Source organism: Arthrobacter sp. R3-55, from assembly GCF_054161505.1.
In genome coordinates this window covers 1,182,616-1,207,375 of record NZ_CP096423.1, presented here as the reverse complement: position 1 = coordinate 1,207,375, position 24,760 = coordinate 1,182,616, and the positions used below count along the sequence as shown (strand labels likewise).

Annotated in this window: 21 protein-coding genes; 9 read left to right on the top strand and 12 right to left on the bottom strand. The window is 61.6% G+C overall.

Translation table 11 applies throughout. The features are described 5' to 3' along the window. Window positions 1–4: 4 nt before the first annotated feature. Window positions 5–1,621, bottom strand: coding sequence for a PucR family transcriptional regulator (locus M1D51_RS05655; RefSeq protein WP_458108875.1), 1,617 nt, complete (start codon window positions 1,619–1,621; stop codon window positions 5–7). 387 nt (window positions 1,622–2,008) lie between these two features. On the opposite strand from M1D51_RS05655, the gene M1D51_RS05650 reads away from it, so the two are divergent. Both M1D51_RS05650 and M1D51_RS05645 read left to right on the top strand, forming a co-directional pair. Further along, window positions 2,009–3,439 carry an amino acid permease gene (locus M1D51_RS05650; RefSeq protein ID WP_458109549.1) on the top strand — a complete coding sequence of 477 codons (1,431 nt, stop codon included), beginning with the start codon at window positions 2,009–2,011 and terminating at the stop codon, window positions 3,437–3,439. 28 nt (window positions 3,440–3,467) lie between these two features. Beyond that, window positions 3,468–6,185 carry an aminotransferase class I/II-fold pyridoxal phosphate-dependent enzyme gene (locus M1D51_RS05645; RefSeq protein WP_458108874.1) on the top strand — a complete coding sequence of 906 codons (2,718 nt, stop codon included), beginning with the start codon at window positions 3,468–3,470 and terminating at the stop codon, window positions 6,183–6,185. Between the two features lie 25 nt (window positions 6,186–6,210). Here M1D51_RS05645 and M1D51_RS05640 read toward each other — a convergent pair whose 3' ends face one another. Next, entirely contained in the window at window positions 6,211–7,248 is a 1,038-nt protein-coding gene (locus M1D51_RS05640) for an LLM class flavin-dependent oxidoreductase (protein ID WP_458108873.1), read from the bottom strand. Between the two features lie 143 nt (window positions 7,249–7,391). On the opposite strand from M1D51_RS05640, the gene M1D51_RS05635 reads away from it, so the two are divergent. From M1D51_RS05635 to M1D51_RS05610, 6 genes are all read left to right on the top strand, one after another. Continuing rightward, window positions 7,392–7,640, top strand: a complete 249-nt coding sequence (locus tag M1D51_RS05635; protein ID WP_458108872.1) for a hypothetical protein — start codon at window positions 7,392–7,394, stop codon at window positions 7,638–7,640. Between the two features lie 216 nt (window positions 7,641–7,856). Continuing rightward, window positions 7,857–9,311 (top strand): hypothetical protein, encoded by a 1,455-nt coding sequence (locus M1D51_RS05630; RefSeq protein ID WP_458108871.1) that lies wholly within the window; start codon window positions 7,857–7,859, stop codon window positions 9,309–9,311. Then, window positions 9,308–9,832, top strand: coding sequence for a hypothetical protein (locus M1D51_RS05625; protein ID WP_172322579.1), 525 nt, complete (start codon window positions 9,308–9,310; stop codon window positions 9,830–9,832). Before M1D51_RS05630 ends, M1D51_RS05625 begins: the two co-directional genes overlap by 4 nt. 86 nt (window positions 9,833–9,918) lie before the next feature. Beyond that, a complete protein-coding gene (locus tag M1D51_RS05620; RefSeq protein WP_458108870.1) occupies window positions 9,919–10,473 on the top strand; it encodes a hypothetical protein in 555 nt (184 codons plus the stop codon). Between the two features lie 107 nt (window positions 10,474–10,580). Then, window positions 10,581–11,105, top strand: coding sequence for a hypothetical protein (locus M1D51_RS05615; protein WP_458108869.1), 525 nt, complete (start codon window positions 10,581–10,583; stop codon window positions 11,103–11,105). Window positions 11,106–11,212: 107 nt separating this feature from the next. Further along, complete coding sequence (locus M1D51_RS05610) at window positions 11,213–11,746, top strand: hypothetical protein (RefSeq protein WP_458108868.1); 534 nt, start codon at window positions 11,213–11,215, stop codon at window positions 11,744–11,746. Window positions 11,747–11,803: 57 nt separating this feature from the next. Here M1D51_RS05610 and M1D51_RS05605 read toward each other — a convergent pair whose 3' ends face one another. Next, window positions 11,804–12,361 (bottom strand): dihydrofolate reductase family protein, encoded by a 558-nt coding sequence (locus M1D51_RS05605; RefSeq protein ID WP_172322583.1) that lies wholly within the window; start codon window positions 12,359–12,361, stop codon window positions 11,804–11,806. A gap of 693 nt (window positions 12,362–13,054) precedes the next feature. On the opposite strand from M1D51_RS05605, the gene M1D51_RS05600 reads away from it, so the two are divergent. Beyond that, a complete protein-coding gene (locus M1D51_RS05600; protein WP_458108867.1) occupies window positions 13,055–13,672 on the top strand; it encodes a DUF305 domain-containing protein in 618 nt (205 codons plus the stop codon). Between the two features lie 110 nt (window positions 13,673–13,782). On the opposite strand, the gene M1D51_RS05595 is transcribed toward M1D51_RS05600, so the two are convergent. The 9 genes from M1D51_RS05595 to M1D51_RS05555 all read right to left on the bottom strand — a co-directional run bounded on the left by M1D51_RS05595 (window position 13,783) and on the right by M1D51_RS05555 (window position 24,667). Next, complete coding sequence (locus tag M1D51_RS05595; protein WP_458108866.1) at window positions 13,783–14,322, bottom strand: hypothetical protein; 540 nt, start codon at window positions 14,320–14,322, stop codon at window positions 13,783–13,785. A 376-nt stretch (window positions 14,323–14,698) separates the two neighbouring features. Then, window positions 14,699–15,643 carry an ABC transporter permease gene (locus tag M1D51_RS05590; protein WP_172322586.1) on the bottom strand — a complete coding sequence of 315 codons (945 nt, stop codon included), beginning with the start codon at window positions 15,641–15,643 and terminating at the stop codon, window positions 14,699–14,701. Continuing rightward, window positions 15,633–16,364 (bottom strand): ABC transporter ATP-binding protein, encoded by a 732-nt coding sequence (locus M1D51_RS05585; RefSeq protein WP_458108865.1) that lies wholly within the window; start codon window positions 16,362–16,364, stop codon window positions 15,633–15,635. Before M1D51_RS05585 ends, M1D51_RS05590 begins: the two co-directional genes overlap by 11 nt. 93 nt (window positions 16,365–16,457) lie before the next feature. After that, window positions 16,458–17,609 carry an ABC transporter substrate-binding protein gene (locus tag M1D51_RS05580; protein WP_458108864.1) on the bottom strand — a complete coding sequence of 384 codons (1,152 nt, stop codon included), beginning with the start codon at window positions 17,607–17,609 and terminating at the stop codon, window positions 16,458–16,460. A gap of 992 nt (window positions 17,610–18,601) precedes the next feature. Next, window positions 18,602–19,576, bottom strand: coding sequence for a homocysteine S-methyltransferase (gene mmuM / locus M1D51_RS05575; RefSeq protein WP_458108863.1), 975 nt, complete (start codon window positions 19,574–19,576; stop codon window positions 18,602–18,604). 98 nt (window positions 19,577–19,674) lie between these two features. Further along, a complete protein-coding gene (locus tag M1D51_RS05570; RefSeq protein WP_458108862.1) occupies window positions 19,675–21,093 on the bottom strand; it encodes a sulfate adenylyltransferase subunit 1 in 1,419 nt (472 codons plus the stop codon). Next, complete coding sequence (cysD, locus tag M1D51_RS05565) at window positions 21,094–22,101, bottom strand: sulfate adenylyltransferase subunit CysD (protein ID WP_458108861.1); 1,008 nt, start codon at window positions 22,099–22,101, stop codon at window positions 21,094–21,096. Then, window positions 22,098–22,928, bottom strand: a complete 831-nt coding sequence (locus M1D51_RS05560) for a phosphoadenylyl-sulfate reductase (protein ID WP_458108860.1) — start codon at window positions 22,926–22,928, stop codon at window positions 22,098–22,100. The genes cysD and M1D51_RS05560 overlap by 4 nt, the downstream gene beginning before the upstream one ends. Beyond that, window positions 22,925–24,667, bottom strand: a complete 1,743-nt coding sequence (locus M1D51_RS05555; RefSeq protein WP_026539672.1) for a nitrite/sulfite reductase — start codon at window positions 24,665–24,667, stop codon at window positions 22,925–22,927. The genes M1D51_RS05560 and M1D51_RS05555 overlap by 4 nt, the downstream gene beginning before the upstream one ends. Window positions 24,668–24,760: the final 93 nt, after the last annotated feature.

Here is a 24,760-nt window from a genome sequence, read left to right as displayed (position 1 = left end):
GTTCCTAGCCCTTGGTCCCTGCATAGGTCCAGAGCCTGATCTGGAGGTGTGCCAGTAAGCGTTCATCCGCTGATTGCAGATCCAGCCCAGCCACTTCGCAGGCGCGGCGGAGCCTGTAATGAACAGTGTTGCGGTGGACGGCCAATTCCTCGGCGCACCGGTTCACGTCACCGAAGAACTCCAGGTAAGTCAGGAGGGTCAGGGCGAATTCCGGGTAGCGACCGCAAAGCCGGGTGATTCCTGCATGACGCAGGGTGGTTCGCGATTCCAGCAACTCCAGCAGCTCCCTGTTCAGGACTGTTGTTTCCACGTCGCTGTAGGAGGCCACACGGACGTCCGGCGTTGCTTCCATGACTTTGAGGACGCTGCGGACGTGATCAAGGGTGGCATGCAGTGCGTCCAAGCGCGGAACGATGGGACCTACTGCTGCCTGCACCTGGAAGTGAAGGTGCGTGGTGGCATCACGAACGATGGTGTTGACCAGCCGGTTGATGGCGGGGAGGGACTTCAGCGGGTCCACGTCGGGGAGGATGATGGCCGTTTCCATCCCCAACGCCCCCACTACGGCGCCCGGTCGGTAGGCTGCGGCGTGGATTGATGCCACTTTGGAGAGCTCTCCCCTGCGGAGCTGAAGCCCCGCCGCGCTCTGGCTGAGCCCGCCCGCCGAGATCAGGACCAAAGCCGCTGGCTTCGACGGATCGATGCCTGCCGATTGGGCCTGCGAATGGACTTGGGCGGTGCCACTGAGCAGGCTGGACACCCGGTCCTCGCGCATCGACTGGGACTGCTCGTTGCGGTGCCGTACCAGTTCGATGGCCGCATGCCGGGCCGCACCCACCATGATGCGGTCCGTGTTCGCCGCCAGAGGTTCAGCACCTTCCTGCAACCAGATGTATCCCATCACCCGGCTGCCGGCGTGAATGCCGATCGCCACACGTTCCCGGAGCCCGGCCTCGAGGTTGGCCTCTACGTGAACAGGTGCTTCAGTAGCTTGGAGGTGCTTGTAGACTCCTGATTCCTTCAGGAGTTTTTGGTACTTTTCAGGGCCACGCCGCGCCAGGATGGACAGTCTGCGGAGCTCATCAACGTCATTGGACGCCGGCGAGTAGGCAAGGACCCTGTTGCCCGGATCTTCGATCACCACGTGGCCGTTGGTCAGCGTGGCTGTGGTTTGGGCGATCGCGAACAGGTCCCGGTGAACGGCGGTAGGTGTTTCCCCCGGCACATCGTTCTCACGGACCCGGTCCAGGGCGATGCTTTCGAACTTATCCCAGCGAAGCCCCGGGGCAACGGCCACCAGTCCAATGCCGGTCGGTTGGAGCAACTCGGCCACGGCTTCCAGCTCGCGTTCACTGCCCTTGACAGCAACTGCTGTGGGACGGCCCGCCATGATGCGGCGGAGCGCAGGGAGCGCCGCACGCCCGCGAACGCCGATCAACATGACCAGGGCGCCTGGGCGGATCTCGTCGTCGTCCTCAGCATCAACAATGACAGTTTCGCGAACAGTTCTGTTGTCCTTTGCCGGGGCCAGCAGCAACCGGGCGTTGCCGACACCCAGGTCTTCCAGGACATCGCTCAATAGGGTGACGACTCCGTCGTCGTCAATTTCCAGGGCTTTCAACGAAGCTATCGCTTCCTCTCCACATCAGTTTCTTCAGCAGTACGCTTCCTCGCCATTGAGGGCGCCGCCGGTACATGTGCGCAGGCACGCACAGCGAGAAACATTACCGGCCCTTCAGAACACCAGTGTTGTCCCCGCGGCACAAGAGCCGGGCCCCGAATTTGGTTCGCCAGCCAATTTGTTGTCGACGGCGGCGACCTAGAGTTGGTGACTGTCCCACACACCACAAAGACTGACTGCAGCGCGGCCAATTTCAGGCGCAACTGCGAGGCAGCCAGCCCCACGTTGTGGAGTATTGAGCCACCCGAGGTGGCAACGGAGTCAAAGGAGACCCCCGAAGTGATACCCACCCCTGCGTCCACACAAACCCTTCCTTCCCCAACAGACCTGGCTGCCAGTCCGCCGTCGACCGCTTTCGCCCAAGAAGAAGCCGGCTACCGCAAGACCCTCAAGCCCCGGCAGATCCAGATGATCGCCATCGGAGGGGCAATCGGTACCGGGCTCTTCATGGGCGCCGGAGGCCGCCTCAACGGGTCCGGACCTGCGCTGGTGCTGGTCTATGCCGTCTGCGGATTCTTCGCGTTCCTGATCCTGCGGGCACTGGGCGAGTTGGTGCTGTACCGCCCCACGTCGGGCTCTTTTGTGTCTTACGCCCGGGAGTTCTACGGCGAAAAAATGGCCTACACCGCGGGCTGGCTCTACTTCCTGAACTGGGCCATGACCTCCATTGTGGACGTCACCGCCGTTGCCCTGTATGTGAAGTTCTGGGGCCAATATTGGGCACCCATCAATGACATCCCGCAATGGCTGATCGCATTGATCGCTTTGGTAGTGGTGCTCTCCCTGAACCTGGTGTCCGTGAAGATCTTTGGCGAGATGGAGTTCTGGTTCGCCATGATCAAGGTGGGGGCCCTGGTGACGTTCCTCGTGGTGGGTATCTGCTTCATTGTTTTCGGCGGCCGGACGGATGTTGGCGTTCCGGGTTTCAACGTCATCGCTGAGAACGGTGGCATGTTCCCCATGGGCTCCGTGGCACCGCTCCTGGCCATCAGCGGCGTGGTGTTTGCCTACGCAGCTGTGGAACTGGTGGGCACCGCGGCCGGCGAAACCGCCGAACCCCACAAGGTGATGCCCAAGGCCGTGAACACCGTGGTGATCCGCATCGGGGTCTTCTACGTGGGCTCCGTCCTGCTGCTCTCGCTCCTGCTTCCCTTCACGTCCTACAAAGCCGGCGAATCTCCGTTTGTCACCTTCTTCTCGCATCTCGGTGATCCACAGGCCGGAGCCATCTCCGCATCCGTGATGAACTTCGTGGTCCTCACCGCGGCATTGTCCAGCCTCAACGCAGGCCTCTATTCCACCGGCCGCATCCTCCGCTCCATGGCGGTCAATGGCTCGGCTCCGCAATTCACCGGACGGATCAGTAAGTCCGGAGTGCCCTACGGTGGCATCCTGCTGACAGCGGTCATCACCTTGGTGGGTGTTGGATTGAACGCCGTCGTTCCATCCCAGGTCTTTGAAATCGTGCTGGAAGTCTCGGCGGTGGGCATCATCGGCGGCTGGGCCACCATCATGTTGTGCCACATCAAGCTCCAGCACTGGGTCCGCAACGGCAAAGTGGTGCGGCCTGCGTTCAGGCTCTTCGGAGCGCCCTTCACTTCCTATCTCACCCTCGGATTCCTGGCCTTTGTGCTGGTCACCATGGGGTTCTCGGAAACAGGCCGCTGGGTGCTCGCGTCGCTGCTGGTGCTGGCGCCGCTGCTGATAGCCGGCTGGTATGCGTATCGCGGCCGTATTCGCACTGCCCTGACGTCCTAGACCCCTTTTCAGTTTGAAAGTGAAACACATGAGCACCCCTTCCCCGTCCCCCAGAATCGGCACCCCCAGCAGGGCTTGGCGTTCCCGTGCCGACGCTTGGGAGTTTTTGGGATACGCCCTCAGGCAGCTCGCCTCGGCCCGACACCAGGAGTCCGGTTTGCTGTCCCAGATCGATAGGACCTTTGCCCTCTTGGCAGCGGTGGAACCGTATTGGGCAGAGCCTGGAGTCAACGCCGTTTCCCAGTTGCGCCAGTTAATCGACGACGGCGAACCTCAGGCCGCGCTCCAGCTTCTGGGCGGTTTGGATCACCTTCCGCTCGCCTCTGCCGGGGAAACAGCTGCGGTGCCGCGCGGGGAGATCCTGGACGAGGAAGTTGTTGACCAGTCCGAGCCAGCGGAACGGCCACGCTTTGAGGTCCTGGTGGTGGACACCGTCGAACCGGACGAGGCCGAAGCGCTCAAGAACACCATGGCTGCGCAGCGCCGCCCTTCGGATGCGTTCACCTACACGGTCAACGTGGTTCCCAGTTATGAGGATGCACTGGTTGCCATCATGCTGAACCCGGATATCCAGTCTGTTGTTCTTCGCCCGGGCTTCTCCCTCCGCAGCTCGCACCTGCTGGGAAGCGACCTCCAGCGGTTCCTGGCCCGGCATACCTCCGCAGACTTGCAGGACTCGCGACCCATCAGACGGATCCTTGCGCTGGCCGAAGCAATTTCCGGGCTGCGGCCGGAACTGGACGTCTACTTGGTGGCAGGGGTCTCCATCGAGTCCCTGGCGGGATCCCTCACCAGGAAGTTCCGGCGGATTTTCCGGCGACAGGATCATCTGGACCTGCATCTGTCACTGCTGTCCGGCGTGGCCGAGCGCTACGAAACACCGTTCTTCACGGCGCTGCAGGACTACAGCCGCCGCCCGGCCAGCGTCTTCCATGCCCTTCCGATTTCCCGGGGTGCGTCGGTGGGGACGTCACCGTGGATCCGGGACATGGCCGATTTCTACGGGACCAACCTGCTGCTGGCCGAAACCTCCGCCACCTCGGGCGGTCTGGACTCCTTGCTGGATCCGCACGGGTCCATCAAACGCGCACAGGAACTCGCCGCGCGGGCCTTTGGTGCGCAACGAACCTACTTTGTCACCAACGGCACATCCACGGCCAACAAGATCGTGCACCAGTCACTGCTTGCCCCGGGGGATGTTGTGCTGGTTGACCGCAACTGCCACAAATCGCACCACTACGCCTTTGTGCTTGCCGGTGCACGTGTGTCCTACTTGGATGCCTATCCTCTGGACAAGTACGCGTTTTATGGTGCTGTCCCTCTGGCCAGCCTGAAGCGCAGGCTCCTGGAGTACCGGCGGGCAGGCCGGCTTCACGAGGTGAAGATGGTGACCCTCACCAATTGCACGTTTGATGGTGTCGTCTACGACGTCGAAAGGGTCATGGAGGAATGCCTGGCCATCAAACCGGATCTGGTTTTCCTGTGGGACGAGGCGTGGTTTGCCTTCGCCCGCTCCCATCCGGTGTACCGCCGTCGAACCGGCATGGCGGCAGCAGCGGCACTGGAAGCTTCCTTCAGCGATCCTGCCTACGCCACCCGGTACGCGGAACAGGCAGCCGCCCTTCATGACCCGGTCACCGGCGAACCTGTTGATGACGAAGCCTGGCTCTCCACCAGGCTGATTCCGGATCCTGCCAAGGCACGCCTGCGGGTCTACGCAACGCAGTCAACCCACAAAACGTTGACCTCGTTGCGGCAGGGTTCCATGATCCACGTGTATGACCAGGACTTCGCCGGCTCCAACCGGGAGTCCTTCCGGGAGGCTTACATGACCCACACGTCCACCTCCCCCAACTACCAAATTCTGGCTTCCCTGGACATTGGCAGACGACAGGTGGAACTGGAAGGTTTCGGCCTGGTGCAACGGCAATCCGACCTTGCCGTGTCCGTGGCCCAAGCCGTGGCCCGGCATCCCCTGCTGAAGAAGTACTTCCGGGTGCTTTCCTCGCGGGACCTCATCGGTCCGCGCTATAGGGAAACCGGCTCCAGCATGCCGCTGCGGGATGGGCTGTCGGAGCTGGAGGACGCCTGGCAGCGGGACGAGTTCGTCATCGATCCCAGCCGCCTCACGCTGGACATCAGTAAAACAGGGATCGACGGCGACACTTTCCGCCACAGCTACCTCATGGACGATCACGGCATCCAGGTGAACAAGACATCACGGAACACTGTGCTGTTCATGACCAACATCGGCACTTCCCGGAGCTCCGTGGCTTACTTGATCGAGGTCCTGGTGAAGCTCGCTGAGGGCTTTGAGAATCCACATCCTTCGTCGCGGGCTCGGACGCTACCTGCCGCCTCCGACGCTTCCCGTCCGACTCCTCCGCTCCCGGACTTCAGCACCTTTGCCGCGCGCTTCCGTGTGGATGATTCCTGCGAGGACGGTGATATCCGGGCCGCTTACTTTGAGAGTTACAAGCCCGATTCCACGGTGTACTTGTCCGCGCCTGAGGTGGCTGCGGCGGTGGCCGGTGGTCAGGAAGTGGTCTCGGCAGGGTTCGTTACGCCGTATCCGCCCGGGTTCCCCATCCTGGTCCCGGGGCAGGTGATCACCCGGCAGACCCTCGAATTCATGGCTGCTTTGGATACGCGCGAAATCCATGGGTTCGATCATGAACGGGGGTACCGGGTGTTCGCGGAGCCTGCTTCTTCTTCTGTTCTCGAGCTGGTGGCGGTGGCGTCCTAGGGTTTCGCGGAAGCCGCAGGCTAAGTCATGGCTTGGCGCTCCAACCGAAGGCAGGGGCGACGTGCTTGGCGACGTTGCCCAGCAGCTTGGCGTTGTAGTCGACGCCAAGCTGGTTGGGCACTGTGAGCAGGACCGTGTCGGCTGCTTGCACGGCTGCGTCCTTCGCAAGTTCGTCGGCCAGTTGATCCGGCTCGCCGATGTAGCTTTTCCCGAAGCGGGACAAGGCGCCGTCGAGAATTCCTACCTGGTCTTGGCTGTCCGCTTGGGCTCGGAGACCGAAGTAATGATTATCCTGCTCATCGACGATCGGAATGACGCTGCGACTGACGGAAATCCTTGGTTCAAAGTCGTGCCCTGCGGCGGCCCAGGCTTCGCGGAACATCCGGATCTGCTCGGCTTGCAGTTCATCGAAAGGCACTCCCGTGTCCTCAGTGAGGAGGGTTGAGCTCATGAGGTTCATGCCTTGCTCTGCTGCCCAGACTGCAGTCTTCCGGGTTCCGGCGCCCCACCAGATTCTCTGCGGGAGGCCGGGTGACTGGGGTTGGATGGGCAGCAGACCTGTGGCCCCGCCGGCGTAATGGGGGTCCGCTTCGGCCACCCCGTGCCCGGCGATGGCTTTGCGGAACAATGCAGTGTGGCGGCGGGCCATGTCGCCACCGTCCTCACCGTCCCCGGGGACGTAGCCGAAGTTGGCTGCTCCGTTCCGTGCGGGTTCGGGTGAACCACGGCTCACTCCGAGCTGCAACCGCCCATCGCTGATGAGGTCCGTGGCTGCTGCTTCCTCGGCCATGTAAAGGCTGTTCTCGTATCTCATGTCGATCACGCCGGTGCCAATTTCGATCCGGCTGGTCCGTGCCGCAATAGCGCTCAGCAGCGGAAAGGGCGATGCTTGCTGCCGGGCGAAGTGATGCACCCGGAAGAACGCTCCGTCGATTCCCAGTTCCTCGGCAGCTACCGCCAGTTCGATTCCCTGCTTGAGGGCCTCGCCGGCCGTTGGCACGAGGGAACCCGGGACTCGGGCCCAGTGACCGAAGGAGAGGAAACCGATCCGTTTGTTGTGCATGTTCGGGACAACTCCGCGAGGGCCCGGAGAATTCCACGGACCCCCTCGTCCGCCTCTCAGCGTCTTCCGAAAGTGATTCAGAATCCGTCGAGCGCATTAGGTATAGTGGAGCCCTCGGCGGTTTATCTATTTGATGGAGTAAAATGAATTTCGACACGGGGGTTGCCGATCGTTTGATCGGTGCATGTCGAGACGCAGCGCGTACGTTGCAGGATCAACGCGGCGGACGGGAATCGATCTCGACTGCTGCTCTTACGGAATTCCGGGGCGTGTTCGCAGACTGTTTCCGGGAAAACGTTGCCGCTGAACGGGCGGCCCGCTCGGAGCTGGTCCACATGTTGGAAGATGTTGCCCGTCAGGTCCACGAAGCGAAGAGCGCCGCGGAGGTTTAGCAGCGTCGCTTGGATCAGGTAACGGAGTGGGCGCTTGCCTCCGGTTGGGCGCGTGCTGGCGGCGGTTTTGGTGTGGATGTAGGGCCGCGCCCGTCGATGGAGGCGACTGACCGTCCGGTGGTGAGAGTGGAGACTGCACGGCAGGGGTTTCGTGTCTGGGCGAGTGGAAGCACTGGTGGGGCGAGTTCCGCTGATCCGGACACCTTGGACTCCGCAGTGTCAACCTTCAGGATCCAGGACGACTCAGACCGAGGCGCGGCCAACAGAGTCAGTGCAGCTGTGTCCGAGTTCGAGGACAAGTGCTCCTGGGTGCACTCTGATCTCGACGCTGTCCGTGGCGGGCTGCGACGGTTCCTGGAAGACAACCATCAGGACGCGACCCGGCTTTCCGACATCGCGTCGACGTTCCGCGCTGCCGGTGGGAGCGGTGACCTCGGGCAGATAACGGTATCGAACGGCGTTCTTGTGCTTGCAACGGCGCCTATGACCTTATCGGGCTCGGCCCTGCTGGGCTACTTGTCCACTGCCTCCGACGCTGACGTGAAGGCATTGGCCACAATACCCGGATGGCAGCAGACCCTGCGAGGCATGGACCCATCGAAAATCGGGGCTTGGTGGGCGGGCATGAAAACGGGAGCCCAAACTGCAGTGAACGAGTCCGGGTTCACGCAGGTACAGGAGCTGATGCTGGCTGCGGCTCCGGCCATGTTCGGCGCTTTGGACGGGATTCCCGCACTGGCCCGGGTCCGGGCTAATCAGTTGAACGCGTCAAGCTTGCTCCGTGCGGCGGAGAACGACCTGGAAACAGCCCGGAAGTTGTCGGGGATCGGGCAAGCCCACCACGACCCGAACCGAACAAAGATGCTGGAAAATGAGGTGGCCTACCTGAAGCAGGTGGAAGCCGGGGACGTGCAGCTTTACCTCTATGACCGGGACCAGTCCCGGATCGTGGAAATGATCGGCACCCCGGGCCCCGACACACGGCACGTGATCACCTACGTTCCCGGAACCTTCACCGGAATGAACGTCTTCTACGAAGGCGGCGTACAGCAGGTCTCGAGATACCTCAATAACAACGTGCCGGGGACGGTGGCATTCGTCTACAAGGATGGGCGGTTCCCCGGAGAGGCGGACACCGCAGGAGGTCCCAACCTGACGAGAATTGGTGAGGCGAACGATGAGAAACTCGCACGCACGTCCGGGCAGCAACTGGCAGGTTTCGAGACCGGGATGCGCACAGACCCCTACCTGAACGGTGCCGAACAAACCGGCATCGGACACAGCTGGGGCCTGGCAAACGTCACCAGCTCCGAAGTCGCCGGAGCCCGATATGACAAAGTAATATCCCTCGCCGGGGCCGGAATGCTCCCGGACTGGAAACCACAGCCAACCACGGAATACTCGAACCTGTACTACTATGATCTGCTCGTCCATGGTCAGGGAGTTCCCAACCTCATCACGAAGAGAGGGGTGGTGTGGGATGGAAATAACCCCATTCATCGGGATGAGTTCGAACAGCACTATTACCGCGGCCCCCACGACGACCAACTTAGGGCGATTAACACCGTCGAAGAAGGGAACATCCTCATGGAAAACCACAACCTCATCGCCTCAAACAGCAAGGACAACCGGAGGGTTTTGGATGAAGTGTCTGAGGTGTTGAAACGATGAAAATTTCCAACTTTGCAGCCTACATCGCCGCGATCGTGACCATTGGTGGCGTCTCAAGCTGCGCAACTTCGGACATTCCAAGAGAGGAACATAACGTGGTTACGCAAGTGAGGTGGCAGGAAGCTAAAGCAAGCACGGAAAAGGAAGCGCTGGAGATCGCGGCCTTGATCCCAAAGGACAAGATTACTTCCATAGTCCAGAAAGAGACGGGCGTTCTCCTATCCTGCAGCAATACCGAACACAACTGGAACGGTTCGACTTCGATCACGCTGACTGAGGGAAGCGAAGCTGAATCTGTCGTGAAAGAACTTGAGACGGCTGCTCGGGCACACTACACGGATCATCGTTTTGAGGTCTCAAGCGACCGGACCATACAAGGCACCTTTCGTGTTGAGATAAGCGATCCGGCCACCTCGGAAATGTATCTCATCAGGGAGGACGATCCCGGCGTCATTCGCATTGCATCAGGTTCGCCTTGCTTCACTTTGCCCGAGGGCATCTACCCGGGTGGGGATTTCTAGATTCTCATGAACAACCAGAACCTCATCGCCTCAAACAGTGAAAACAACGAGCAAGTACTCAAAGACATGCTTGGAATTGTGGCTCGATGAGGGCGCGTCGCGGTGCCATGGCGTTGTGGCTGGTGGCAGCTTCGATCGGGCTCGCCGCTTGCGCTGGAAACCCCAACACGGGTTCAATCCAGTCGACTGTGCCAACACCTACTAAAACACAAGAGGAACCGATGAAAGCTGAACTGAACTGGCAGGAGGCGAAAGCCCACACCCAGGCAATGGAATTGGAGATCGCCGCACTGATTCCAAAAGATGCTGTTGTCTCGATCGATCAGAAAAGGAAGGGCGTGCTGCTGTCCTGCACCAAGACCCAGCACAATTGGAATGGCTCGACGACCGTCACGGTCACCGAAGGAACCAAAATCGAGCCGATCCTGAAAGAAATCAAAACCCACTATCAGAGTGGACAATACGTCGTCGAGGACAGGCTTGATATCAGAGGATCATACGAAGTCCAGATAAGCCCTCACAATACGAGCGCTGAAAACTACATTGTCGCCGAAGGGTTAGCCCCCAACCAGATCCGCATTGATTCGGGCTCTGAGTGTTTCACGTTGCCAGAAGGTATTTACCCGGGCGGGGATTTTTAGATCCTCATGAAAAACCAGAACCTCCTCGCCTCGTACAGCGAGGACAACGTGCACGTGCCCAAGTGCATGCTGGGAAGTGCAATTCGGTGAGGATTCGGAGCGGCGCCGTGGCGTTGATGCTGGTCGTTTCAATCGGGCTTGCCGGCTGCGCCGGAAACCCAAGCGCGAGTTCGACGGAGTCAACCGTGCCAACTGCCAGTGATACACAGGAGGAACCGTTGATAACTGAACTGACCTGGCAGGGAGCCAAAGCCCACACTCAAGCTATGGAACTGGAGATCGCCGCCCTGATCCCAAACAACACCATTGTCTCGATCGATCAGAAGGAGACGGGCATGCTTCTGTCCTGCAACAGCACACACCACAAATGGAAAGGTTCCACGACCATCACGGTCGTTGAAGGAACCAACATCGAGCCGATCGTGAAGGACATCGAAGCCCACTACCGGGCGAAAGGAACGAAAGTATCCGCCGACAGGAATGTCGACGAAGACTATCGAATCCAAATCGATCTGGGAGCCGGGGAGAACTACATCGTCGCAGAAGGCTTGGCCCCAAATGAAATCCGTATCGCCTCAGGATCTGCGTGCTTCACTTTGCCCGAGGGCATCTACCCGGGTGGGGATTTTTAGGTCCTCATGAACAACCACAACCTCATCGACTCAAACAACGAAAATAACATGAAAGCGCTTGAAAACAAGCTTGGAATCGTGACTCGATGAGGGCGCGTCGGGGTGCCATGGCGTTGTTGCTGGTGGCAGGTTCGATCGGGCTCGCCGCTTGTGCTGGAAACCCCAACACGGGTTCAATCCAGTCGACCGTGCCAACGCCTGTTAAAACACAAGAGGAACCGATGAAAGCTGAACCGACCTGGCAGGAAGCAAAGACCCAGGCCCAAGCCATGGAAGTGAAGCTCGCCGCCCTAATCCCAAAAGACGCTGTTATCTCGATCGATCAGAAGAAGAAGGGCATGCTTCTGTCTTGCAACAAAACCCAACACAAATGGAAGGGTTCAACCACCATCACGATTGCCGCAGGAACGAACATTGAGCCGGTGGTGAAGGACATCGAAGCCCACTATCAGAGCAGCCTCTTTGGAGTCAGGAACAGGCTTGACATCAGGGGTTCCTATGAAGTTCAAATGATCGCTCTCAGCGGAAGCGGGGAGAGCTATATTGTTGCCGAAGGCCTGGCCCCAAATCAGATAGACATCGATTCAGGTTCGCCTTGCTTCACATTGCCCGAGGGCATCTACCCGGGTGGGGACTTCTAAAGCGCAGTTCCGCGCGGAGTGGTACAAACTCCACGTCGTCCGGTGCCTGCTCCTTCCTCATTCAGCCCGGCGATAATGCATCGCCACCGCTCCGTTACTGAGCGGCTCTGCTGAGATCAGCTCAAGATGCCGGGTGCTGGGCAGTCCGCCTTGGTAAAGGGTGGGTCCGTGGCCTGTGATCATGGGGTGGATGAGGAATTTGTACTCGTCGATCAGGCCCAATCGGTCCAACTCTGTTGCTAGTTTCCCGCTGCCAACAAGCACCCCTTTGGGAGTCCTGTCCTTAAGCTCCTGAACGGCCGTACCCAGTTGGCCAACCAGCCGATGACTGTTGGTCCAGGGGAAGTCGCTCCGCGTTGTGGAAACGACGTACTTGGGTTTTCCCTCCAAGGTGATCGCCCACTCGCGTAGGGCTGGCGGCGCTTCTACTTCGCCACGGGCAACCAAGGGCCAGTAAACCTCCATCATTTCGTAGGTAGTCCGGCCCCAGAGCATTGCGCCGCTCTGATCCAGGAGACGCGTGAAGTGGGCGTGCGTCTCGTCGTCGGCGATGCCCTCCTGATGGTCCACGCAACCATCGAGCGTGACGTTGATGCTGAACGTTAGAAGGCCCATTCGACGATTCTAGGCCGCGAATCGCAATGGCGCAGCGGACAACGGAGGAATGCCAAGGGCAGGCAGCGCCAGCAGAAAATGAATCGCTCATTTATACCCTACCGGGGTATACTGTCGGCATCGGAAATAGATGAAGGTGGTGAAGCATCGTGAGCAAACTGCTGTCCCCTCAAGCTCTTGCCGCCTCCCTCGTGCGGGCGTTGCTTCTACTTCTGGTAACGGCCGTCATTGCAGGCATATTCGGAATGCACATCATCAGCGGTCCGCATGGGGCAGGGGGAACGCATGCGTCTCATGCGGCATCACCTGTAGTGAGCACCTCCTCATCCCACCACGCGCACGGCCCTTCTCATGAGGTGAGCGGTGCCTCGGCTGGCGACGATCACGGCACGGAATTTGGAAGCTGCTCCTGCACTCAGGCTGCCGGTTGCATCCCATCCCTCACAACAGCTTCCCTGAGCGCTCCCCCACCCGGCACGACAGGCGAAGTCACCCCTGCATCGTGGGAACTGCCCACCATCTTTCCGTCCTGGTCCTACCAACCCCACGGTCCTACACCCGGGCAACTCTGCATCAGCCGTACGTAAGCACTGGATGGCCCGATAACAGCCGGGACCGCACATCCATTCACCATCTGCTGACTACCGGGCGGCTGATTATCACCGCCGCCCGAAATGCAAAGGACTTTTACTCATGAACAGAACTCACTTCACTGTGACCGGAGCGGCTCTCGCAGCTCTGCTTGCCCTGGCTGGTTGCGCTTCAAACCCCGGCTCCGGTTCCATGCCAGGCATGGACCATGGAAGTTCCGGCACCTCCATCAGCCCCTCTGCGAACAGCGGCGACGCCGGGCACAACGCAGCGGACACCATGTTCGCCCAAATGATGATCCCCCATCACTCCCAAGCGGTGGAGATGTCCGATGCCATGCTGGCAAAGGCTGACATCCCGGCCGCAGTAACCGCCTTGGCCGTGAAGATCAAAGACGCGCAGGCACCCGAAATAGAGAAGATGACGGGCTGGCTGAACAGCTGGAACGTGCCTGTCATGGGATCCTCGGCGCATGGCGGCCACGGCATGGACGGCATGCTGAGCGAGGCGGACCTGCAGAAGCTTAGGGATGCCCAGGGTGTGGACGCGGCCAAGCTCTTCCTCACGCAGATGATCGCGCATCACGAAGGTGCTGTGACCATGGCCAAAACCGAGATAGCCCAGGGCAAGAACCCGGAGGCCGTCCAGCTAGGCAAGGACATCGTCACGGCGCAGGAAGCAGAGATTCGGGAAATGCGGGATCTGCTGACCGGACTCTAACCTCACCGTCTGGCGACGCAAGGGCTCGACGGCGGGAGGTCGCCGTCGAGCCTTTGCTCGCCGTCCGGAAGTCGACTGTTATGCAGCGGCCGACTCGAAGTGCCGAGCGCCTAAAGCGTGTCTGGATCAACAATTGTCGTCGGGTAAGGCTTGCCCGGCCTGAGAGGGGAGATACTGACGATCTTCCAGCCTTCCCCGGATTTTGCCAGTTCAACTTTTTGGTCGTAGACGTAGCCTTCGCTGGGGCCTTGCACGCCGTTCACCGGACCGTGTTCCAGCTGTGTCTGCTCCGAAATCTCTACGTTGGCGCCGGCATCGGTGATGGTGAAATTCTTGACGGTGATCTCCGAGCCGCTGTCCGTCAAAAGGACGCCATGGGGAGCAATCGCGTCCCTGCGTTCGTGGAGCTGTCCGTACTCCAGCTCAATACGCTCAACTGCGTCCGGCACGAAATCCTGACTGATCTCCTCCTGAGTGGAGGAGAAGCCGGGGACAACTTGATGATTCCTGCGGTCGATTGCCCGCTCGATAAGAGTCTGAACAGCGGCCTTCGCTTCCGCATCCGGCTGCGGGGCCGGCGCTGCACACGACGTCACGGAAAGCAGTGCAGCTACAGCAACCGACACCAGTGTTCTTTGCTGCCTGGTCATGACCTGCCACCCTTCACACGACTCCCGGGAATCGCCTCCCCCAAATGCAAAGGCTGGTGGCAACGTAGCATGTGGTCCGGGTCGAAACCAGATCCGGCCACGTTGTACGAGTACGCGCGTGGCCTGCCCGCACCCCTTTCCGCCAAATGCCCCTGTAACCACTGATGCGCACGGCGCGAACGGGTGCGAACCCGACGCAGAAGTGGTGCGCCCGGCGCAAACACGTGCTCCAAGTGAAAGGGGGTCCGCCAGAAGCCGCCGCACCCCTTTCCGCCAAATGCCCCTGTAACCACTGATTCGCACGGCGCGAACGGGTGCGAACCCGACGCAGAAGTGGTGCGCCCGGCGCAAACAGGTGCGGGAAACCCCGGCGGACCTAGCGGCTGCTGCCCGCCAGCAAACCCCGGCGCTGGAGCAGTCGCTTCTCGATCGGCCCGAACACCAGGAGCTCGATCAGGATGCCCACAAACAGGATGAGCAGGATCGCGGACATCACAATGGTCATATCGGAGAGCAAACGGCCCTGATCCAACAACGAGCCCAGCCCGAAGCCGATGGTGCCACCTACCGCGATGATTTCGGCGGCCATGAGGGAGCGCCAAGAGAAAGCCCAGCCCTGCTTCAAACCACCTATGTAGCCCGGAAGCGCTGCGGGCAGGACAATCTGCAGCGCCATCTGGAGCCGGTTTGCGCCAAGCACGGTGCCCACGCTGCGGTACTGCGGCGGGATCTGGTCCACGCCGGAGATGAGCCCGTTGATGATGGACGGGATGGCACCCATGAAGACCACGAAGTACACGGTGCCTTCGGACAGGCCGAACCAGATGATGGCGGCAGGAACCCACGCCACGGACGGGAGGACCTGCAAGCCGGAAATGAGCGGCCCGAACGCACGGCGCAAAGGAGCCACCTGAGCCAGGATCAACCCCACGGGGGTGGCGATGACTACGGAGATCAGGAAGCCGATCACACCACGCTGCAGCGAAGTCCACACTGCTTCCTGGACTTTGCCCTCGCCCCACATCGTCACGAACTGGGTGAGCACGTCAAGCGGCCCCGGTACCAGGTCCCGCCGCTTGAACCCCAGCGACACGTAGAACTGCCAGGCAAGGATGAGGACCACCAGGGCAGCCACGGGCAGCAGCACCCGATTCCATTCAATCCCGCGCTTACGGCTTGTGTCTGACTGCAAATTGTCCAGGCCGGCTTCAAGGTCCCGGAGTTCCGAGGCATTGCCCTTCAGCGATGGCGAGGTGATGTGCTCTTTGGATTCAGTCACGGGAAGGGTCCGCTCTTCGGTGGTGATGGGGTTACTTGGCATGGCGGCGGATCTCCTCGCGAAGACGGCGGGTAATGACACCGGTCAGCTCCCCGGCACGGCCTGCATTGGTACGGTGTTCCTCGGTGACGTCCCATTCGGCCACCACACGGCCAGGACGCGAGGACAACAGCAGCACGCGCTGGCCCAGGCGAACGGCTTCGCGCACGTTGTGCGTCACGAACACGATGGTCCGGCCGGTTTCCTTCCAGATCCGCTCAAGCTCGTCATGCAGAAGATCGCGGGTGATCGCATCGAGGGCAGCAAACGGCTCATCCATGAGCAACAACTGCCGGTCCTGGGCCAAGGAACGGGCCAACGCAACGCGCTGCCTCATGCCGCCGGACAGTTCGTGCGGGCGTTTGTCGCCAGCGCCACCAAGGTGGACCAGTTCCAACAGTTCGGTGGCGCGTTCGCGCCGGCTCGCCTTCGTGCTGGACTTGTCAGCCAACTGCAACGCCAACTCAATGTTGCCGCGCGCGGTCAGCCACGGGAACAGGGCCGCGTCCTGGAACATGAAGGCAGCGCCGTCGCTGGGTACTTCAAGAGCGCCCGACGTCGGCGGTTCCAGTCCCGCCATGATGTTCAGCAGGGTGGACTTACCGCAGCCGGACGCACCGAGGAGGGCGACGAACTCGCCTTGAGCGATGGTGGCGTTGACGTCGTCCAGCACCGGGGCGCCGTCGCCGAAGCGCTTGCCCAGGTTCTCGAGTACGACTGGCATGGTCCCGTCCTTCATGTTGATTGGTAAAGCTGATGCGGCCAAAGGCCGGCCACTCCCCTCCCATTAAGGGGAAGCGGACCAGCCCGTTACTGCTTAGTCCTGGCCAAGACCCGCAGCCGGGGTTTTCTTGCTGTCGACCTCGTTCAAGGTGCGGAGATCGAAGATGCCGTTGATGTCGGCCTGCTGCGTGGTCCCGGCTTTGACACCGTCCTCCAGCAACTTGTTGTACGTTCCGGCGAGCGGGTCGGTGGTGAACTTGATGTTCTGCAGCGCACGCTCAATCACGTTGGCCGGAAGCGGCTTACCTGCCGTGTCCTTAAGGACCGCGTTGATGGTGGTGGCCTTCTCCGCAGCCGAAGCGCTATTGAGCCAATTCACGGATTCCACATGGCCCTTCAGGAGGGCCTTCACGGTTTCCGGGTGTTCTGCGGCGAACTTCTTGTTCACGATCAGGATGGTGGTGGTGAAGTCACCGTTTTCCCACAGGTCCTTCTCATCCACCAGGACCTTAGCCCCGGCTTCGAGCACCAGTCGGGAGGCCCAAGGCTCCGGCAACCACGCGCCGTCGAGCTTTCCATCCTGGAAGAGCTTCAGCGACTGGGCGTTCTCGGTCGGGTTGATGTTCACGTCGCCACTGCCATCAGTGTTGGTCTTGAAGCCCTGGTCACCGAGCCAGGCCCGGAGCGCGACGTCCTGGGTTCCGCCGAGCTGCGGAGAGCTGAGGATCTTGCCCTTGAGGTCGGCCGCGGAGTTGATCTCCGGCTTCACCACCAACTGCGCACCGCCGGACGCTGCACCGGCGATGATGCTGATGGACTCGCCCTTGCTCTTGACGAAGGAGTTGATGGCCGGGTTCGGGCCGATGTACGTGGCGTCGATGGCGCCGGCGTTCAGGGCTTCGATCGCGGCGGGGCCGGCGTTGAAGACCTGTGTGCTCAGCTTGGTATCGCCGAGCTCCTTGGCGATCAGGCCCTTGCTGGTACCCACCAGCGCCGGGCCGTGGGTGACGTTGCTGAAGTATCCGAGCTTCAGCTCAGCAGCCGGGGACGTGGTCGGGGCCGGCGCGGCCTGGTTGTTCTGCGAAACAGCGGAAGCAACCGCGGCGCCTGCACCGATCAGCAGCACCAGGCCGACGGCCAGGGCGATCTCTACAGTGCGGCGGCGCTTGGGCTTGGATGCGGCCTCACCAGCGACGATGCGGGTGGTGCCGGAATCCGGTTTCCGTGACTCGGGAGTGTTAGCCATGAGGGTGGGTCCTTAGAAGATGTGGGATGCGAGCGGGGCGAAGATCAGGCCCCGTGACATCGCCCGTCAAGGGCAAGCAAGGACCATTCCGGAGAGGTCATGCCTTCACAGTAGGGACTGTCATATTTCGGCTTCAATCCCGTAGAAATCAAGGTTCACGCACGTTCACGTGGCGTCACATTCGCGGTGATGCTTGCCGACCGATTCTGCTGGATCCGACCGGCACTTTCCCCACAAGCGACACCCTCGGGGCCGGACCTCTTGCAAGACTCCCGGACGATCGAATTCAACGAGGTTTCACCACCGAGAACCTCAGCGTCATGAAACTTCCGGTCCGCCACTTAAATGTCAGGGGGTCCGTGGAGGCTTTGGAAAACGACAACAGAGGAGAATTAGATGTTCGTATGTGATTGTGGGCGCACTCCACCTGAAGGTTATGAATATTGCGGTTGTGGACAGCGGGTACCTCAGATTGAAGGCTCCCGGGCCTCGACAAATGCGACGCGAATGGGGGACAACCACGATGGCATCCAAGCCGGGCGCGATGTCATTGCCGACCAAATCGTGTTTGGAAAAGATCCTTCAGACCCATTCGACATCCGGATGCCTATTGATCGAGCATCGAAGAAGAAAAGCATCTTGCCTGACAACTGGGTAGGTGCAGCCGGGGCGGTCTGCACAATCCTCTCGTTTCTAACAACGGCCGTCTTACCCGCCTCCGTCCGGAGCGGCTGGATCCTTCCCCTGACCGTGCTCGGATTGCTGGGTGCTTTTGTACTCCTCGGTTGGTGCTATTTCCGATTCCTTTTGGCCCCTGGGCAAATTGTGGTGACGGGCTTAGGGATCTATGAGAAAAGCCGCAGTGGGGTCGTTTACCAAACCCGAGTCGAGGGAGAGTGCCCATGGTGTGCTTCCAACGGCCGGCAATCCAGCATGCCGCTGCGATACGTCGACAAGAAACCACTCTGGGTGTGCACTGACTTTCCCAGCCATCACACCGCAGGCTTCGATCCGTCGTCCGTTGCACCAATCGAAACGTAACTCGCGAGGGCTTCAATGTCGCGCGGAGTTGTGCGGCAGCAGCCACCTATGAGATGGGCGCCCCGGTCCTGCCAAGCAGCTGCGTTGCCGGCCAAGGTTCCGGTGCCCTGAACGCCCTCCGACGGACTCCATGTTTTGGTCACGGCGTCGTAGGTCTCTCCGGAATTCGGGTAGGCCACCAACGGCTTATCGGAGGCTTGTTGCAGAGCGCCCAGCGCGTCAGTCACCAGTTCCAGCGGCACACAATTAACCCCGACGGCGGCCACCCGCGGTTCCGCGCGCAGCAGCGCTGCCACGTCCGCAAGGGGCGTTCCGTCACTGATGTGGCCGCTGTCCCGCAGCGTAAACGTAAACCAGGATTCGACGTCGAACTCCGCCACGAGCGCCAACAGCGCCTCCGCTTCGGCGTACGACGGCAGCGTCTCGCACGCCAGGAAATCCGCGCCGGCCTCCACCAGCGCAGCGATCCGCGGGCGGTGAAAAGCTTGGAATTCCGCGGCGGGAAGCGTGTAATCCCCGCGGTATTCGGAGCCATCGGCGAGGTAAGCGCCGTATGGACCTACGGATCCGGCCACCAGCAAAGGGCCGCTCGCAGACCCCTCCGCCAAGGCTTCGCGCCGGGCTTCGTCGGCCAGACGGACGCTCAACGCCACCAACTCCAACGACTCCTCCACGGACAGCCCGCGCCGCGCGAAACCCTGCGGAGCGGCCTGGTAGCTGGCCGTGATCGCTACGGAGGCACCGGCGTCGAAGTAGTCGCGGTGGACCTGCTTGATCAGATGCGGCTGCTCCAGCAGGACCTTGGCGGACCACAAAGCGTCTTCCAGATCGCAGCCGTGGGCCTCCAATTCCGTGGCCAAAGCTCCATCCAGGACCAGGTCCTTGCCGGCGTTGAGGAGAGTGCTGAGCGTGGTGTTCTGTGGCATGGGTCCTTCCCAAAAAGAAAACCGCAGCTTGTCCGAAATTCCCGCCGTACAACGTGAGGAGTCGCGAACAAGCTGCGGTTTTGTGACTACGTGTGACCCTAGATGACGTAACGTTCGTCTTCGTGGTCGCCCGGGTGGTCCTTCACCAAGCCGGCGGCAAGGGTGTTGCCGTCGATGGGGTCGATCACCAGGAAAGCGCCGGTGCGGCGGTGGTGCAGGTAGTTCTCCAACGGCAGCGGAGCAGAGAGCCGGAGCTGTGCGTGTCCGATGTCGTTGAGTTCCAAGTTCGACGCCGGCTCCACATTGAAGGTGGCCAGATCCAGCTTGCCGGTGACGTTGCGGACCAGTGCCTGGACCGTACGCGTACCGTGCTTCACCAGGACCTTCTGGCCTTCGCGCAGCGGCTTCGGCGAGAGCCAAGCCAAGGACGCATACAGGTCAGCGGTGCTTTCGCGGACCGTACCGGCAGCGGCGATGGTGTCGCCACGGGCGATGTCGATCTCGTCAGCCAGGCGGACAGCCACGGACTGCGGAGCAGCGGCCTCGTCAAGCGACTGACCGGCGAAGTCGATGCCGATCACCGTGGTGGTGCGCGGTTCGTGGCCGGGGCTGATGACACTCACTTCGTCGCCAACCTTGACTGAACCTTCCGTGATCTGGCCGGCGTAGGCGCGGTAATCGCGGTACGCCTCCACATCCAGCCCGGCAGCAACAGCATCCGGAGCCAAGGCACCCTGCGGACGGATCACCAGCTGGACCGGGAAGCGGAAGCTCTCCAGTTCGGCCTCGAGCTCGTCAGCGGCCGGGAGGGATTCGAGGACCTCCAGCAACGCAGGACCGGTGTACCAGGGGGTGAGCTCTGAGCGGTCCACCACGTTGTCGCCGTCAAGCGCCGAAACGGGAACCACGAAAAGGTCTGTAACCCCGCCAGCATTTGAATCTTCACGTCCGAGGCCAAGCTCGCGGGCAACCTTCTGCACATCCGCTTCAATGTCGCGGAACACCTGCTCGCTGAAGTCCACCAGGTCGATCTTGTTCACGGCCACAATCACGTGGGCAACGCGCAGCAACTGCAACACGGATAGGTGGCGGCGGGTCTGCTCCAGCACACCTTTGCGGGCGTCAATGAGTACGACGACGGCATCCGCAGTGGACGCGCCGGTCACCGTGTTCTTGGTGTACTGAACGTGGCCGGGGCAGTCCGCCAGGATGAAGCTGCGGCGGTCGGTAGCGAAGTAGCGGTAGGCCACATCGATGGTGATGCCTTGCTCACGCTCGGCACGTAGGCCGTCGGTCAGGAGGGCGAGGTCGATCCCGCCCTTCTCGCCGCCGAAGCCGCGGTCCGCAGAGGTGCGGGCAACGGCGTCGAGAGTGTCAGCAAGAATCGCCTTGGAATCGTGAAGGAGGCGGCCCACCAAAGTGGACTTGCCGTCGTCGACCGATCCGGCGGTGGCGAAACGGAACAGTGTTGTGGGCAGGGCGGTTTCGAGCCCGGCAGCCAAAGTTTCGGTGCTCATTTAGAAGTAGCCGTCCTTCTTGCGGTCTTCCATGGCGGCCTCGGAGATGCGGTCATCTGCTCGGGTGGCGCCACGTTCGGTCAGGGTGGAGGCAGCGACTTCAACAACGACGTCGGCCACGGTGCGGGCGTCGGACTCGACGGCACCTGTGCAGGACATGTCACCCACTGTGCGGTAACGCACCAGTTTGGTGATGACTTCCTCGTTGGGCAGCGGCTGGGAGACTTCGCCCACCGCGCGCCACATGCCGTCGCGGGCGAAAACTTCGCGCTCATGGGCGTAGTAGAGGCCCGGGAGCTCGATGTTCTCGCGCTCGATGTAACGCCAGATGTCCAACTCGGTCCAGTTGCTGATGGGGAACGCGCGGACATGCTGGCCCACCGTGTGGCGGCCGTTGTACAGGTTCCACAGCTCGGGGCGCTGGTTGCGCGGATCCCACTGGCCGAATTCGTCCCGGAGGCTCAGGATGCGCTCCTTGGCACGGGCCTTGTCCTCGTCACGGCGACCGCCGCCGAAGACGGCGTCGAACTTGTTCTTCTGGATCGCATCAAGCAACGGAACAGTCTGCAGCGGATTGCGGGTGCCATCGGCACGCTCGGCCAACTCGCCGCTATCAATGAATTCCTGGACCGAACCAACAACCAGCTTCAAACCAAGTCTCTCAACAGTGCGGTCCCGGAAGTCGATGACCTCGGGGAAGTTATGCCCCGTGTCCACGTGCAGGACAGGGAACGGAACCTTGCCCGGCCAGAACGCCTTGGTGGCCAGGTGCAGCATGACCACGGAGTCCTTGCCGCCGGAGAACAGCAGCGCAGGCTTCTCGAACTCGGCAACCACTTCACGGATGATATGGATGGCCTCGGACTCGAGGGTGTCCAAGCTGGAGAGTCGCTCGGCTGAGGGTCCGCCGTGCCCGCTTCGCGATGCCCGCCACGCCGCGGCGGACCCCTCAGCCTCGCTCTGCAACTGGTTCAACTCGAGGTCCTCGCTGGTTGTTTGGGTGCTCATGTGTGTAGTCCGCATTCTGTCTTGTCGGAACCTGCCCAGCGGCCGGCTCGGGGGTCTTCACCCGGGGCCACTTTGCGGGTGCAGGGCTGGCAGCCGATGGACGGGTAGCCCTGGCTCAGGAGGGGGTTGACGGGAAGGATGTTGTCCTCGGAGTACTCGATCAGCTGATCGAAGGACCAGTCCACCATCGGGTTCACCTTGACCAGGCCGAAGCCTTCGTCCCAGGTGACCACCGGAGTGTTGGTACGGGTGGGTCCCTCGTCGCGGCGGACACCGGTGAACCAGACCTCATACCCGGCCAGCGAGCGACGCAGGGGCTGCACCTTCCGCAGTGCACAGCACTGGGCGGGGTCGCGGGCGAACAGATCCTTGCCCAGGAGGCGGTCCTGCTGTTCCACCGTGTTTTCGGGAAGGACGTCCACCACGTTGACGCGGAGATTCGCTGCGACTTCGTCGCGGGTCTCGTACGTTTCCTTGAAGTGGTAGCCGGTTTCCAGGAACAAGACGTCGACGCCGGGAAGCTGGTCCGCGACCAAGGCCGGCAGGACGGCGTCGGCCATGGAGCAGGCCACCGTTACCGTGGGCAGCTCAAAGTTGCGGGCAACCCAGGCGATGACGTCCTGGGCAGGGGCATTCCAACCTAGCTCAGCGGCACCGGCCTCGGCCAAGGCTTTGAGTTCCTCGTGGGAGCGGAGGGCAGCGGCAGGCGATGCCGCCCCCGCCCCTTCGCCGCGCGGCTGATCTCCGATCAGCCCAGCGCGCGGCTCCGACAGGCCCGATGCCACTCCCTGGGCGGCATCGCCTGCCACTCGCTGATTTGTGCTCATTGGAGATCTCCTTCATCTGCCGAGTGTGCCCACTCTGCGAAGGTCTGGCCTTCGGCGCCCACGGCGACGAATTTACGGACCACGCGCTCCACGTAATCGGGCAGGTCTTCCACCGTGACCTTGAGGCCGCGGACGGTACGTCCCAGACCGGCTTCCTCGCGCTCGTTGTTGGCCAGCCCGCCACCGAGGTGGACCTGGAAACCCGGGGTGGGGTCGCCGTCGGGCGTTGGCAGCATCATGCCCTTCAGGCCGATATCGGCCGTCTGGATGCGTGCGCAGGAGTTCGGGCAGCCGTTGATGTGGAGGGACAGTGCCGAGGGCAGTTGCTTGGTTTCCACGAGGTCGGCCAGTCGGCGTTCCAGCTCAGCGATGGCTGTTGCCGCCGTGACCTTGGTTTCGACGATGGCCAGCTTGCAGAACTCGATGCCCGTGCATGCGATGGTGCCGCGGCGGAACACGGACGGACGTGCCGAGAGGCCCAAGGTGTCCAGTTCGGCGATCAGCGGCTCGACCTGCTCCTTGGCGACGTCCAGGATGACCAGCTTCTGGTGAGGAGTAGTGCGCAGGCGGTATGAACCGTGCTTCTCCAAGGTGTCCGCCAGCGTGACCAGCGCTTCGCCGGAGGTGCGGCCCACAGTCGGGGTCACGCCGATGAAGAACTTGCCGTCCTTCTGCTCGTGAACGCCGATGTGGTCACCGGGAGCCGTGGGCTTGGGAGCGGCGGGGCCGTCGGGAAGCTTGAAGCCGAGGTACTCATCCTCAAGGATCTGGCGGAACTTGGCCGGTCCCCAGTCGTTCATGAGGAACTTCAGGCGGGCCTTGGTGCGCATGCGGCGGTAGCCGTAATCGCGGAAGATGCTGGTCACGCCGAGCCATACTTCAGCGGCAACATCCGCAGAAACGAACACACCGAGGCGTTCGGCCAGGCGCGGGTTGGTGGAGAGGCCGCCACCAACCCAAAGGTCGTAGCCGGCGCCAAGTTCGGGGTGGACGACGCCAACCAAAGCGAAGTCGTTGATCTCGTGCACCACGTCCTGGGACGGGTGGCCCGTAATGGCGGTCTTGTATTTGCGCGGCAGGTTGGCCAGCTCGGGGTCACCGATGAACCGCTCGGCGAGCTCGTGGATCAGCGGCGTGGGATCGATGATCTCGTCCTTGGCGATACCCGCAACCGGGGAGCCGAGGATGACGCGGGGAACGTCGCCGCACGCTTCGGTGGTGGACAGGCCGATGGACTCCAGGCGGCGCCAGATCTCCGGCACGTCTTCGACTCGGATCCAGTGCAGCTGGATGTTCTGGCGATCCGTGAGGTCGGCCGAGCCGCGGGCGAAGTCCACGGAAATCTGGCCGATGACGCGAAGCTGCTCGGTGGTCAGCGCGCCGCCGTCGATGCGCACGCGCAGCATGAAGTACTTGTCTTCGAGCTCGTGCGGTTCAAGCGTTGCGGTCTTGCCGCCGTCGATCCCGGGCTTGCGCTGGGTGTAGAGACCCCACCAACGGAAGCGACCGTGAAGGTCCGTCCCGTCGATCGAATCGAAGCCCTCTTTGGAGTAGACAGACTCAATGCGCTCACGGACGTTCAGTCCGTTGTCTTCCTGCTTCCAGGTTTCGTTGGCATTCAGTGGCGCGGTGCCGTCAACCTTCCACTGGCCGTGGGGCTTGGCGGCAGGGCGGGTGCGCGCCGGACGCGAGGGAACTGCGGTGTCCGAGGACGCACCGGCTACAGCTGTATCTGTCATACATCGACTGTAGGTCTGGCCAGATTTAGCCAGCAAAGGTCCGGAAATGCTAAGTCACCTAGGGAAACATTTCGTCACGAACACGCCCGCGGC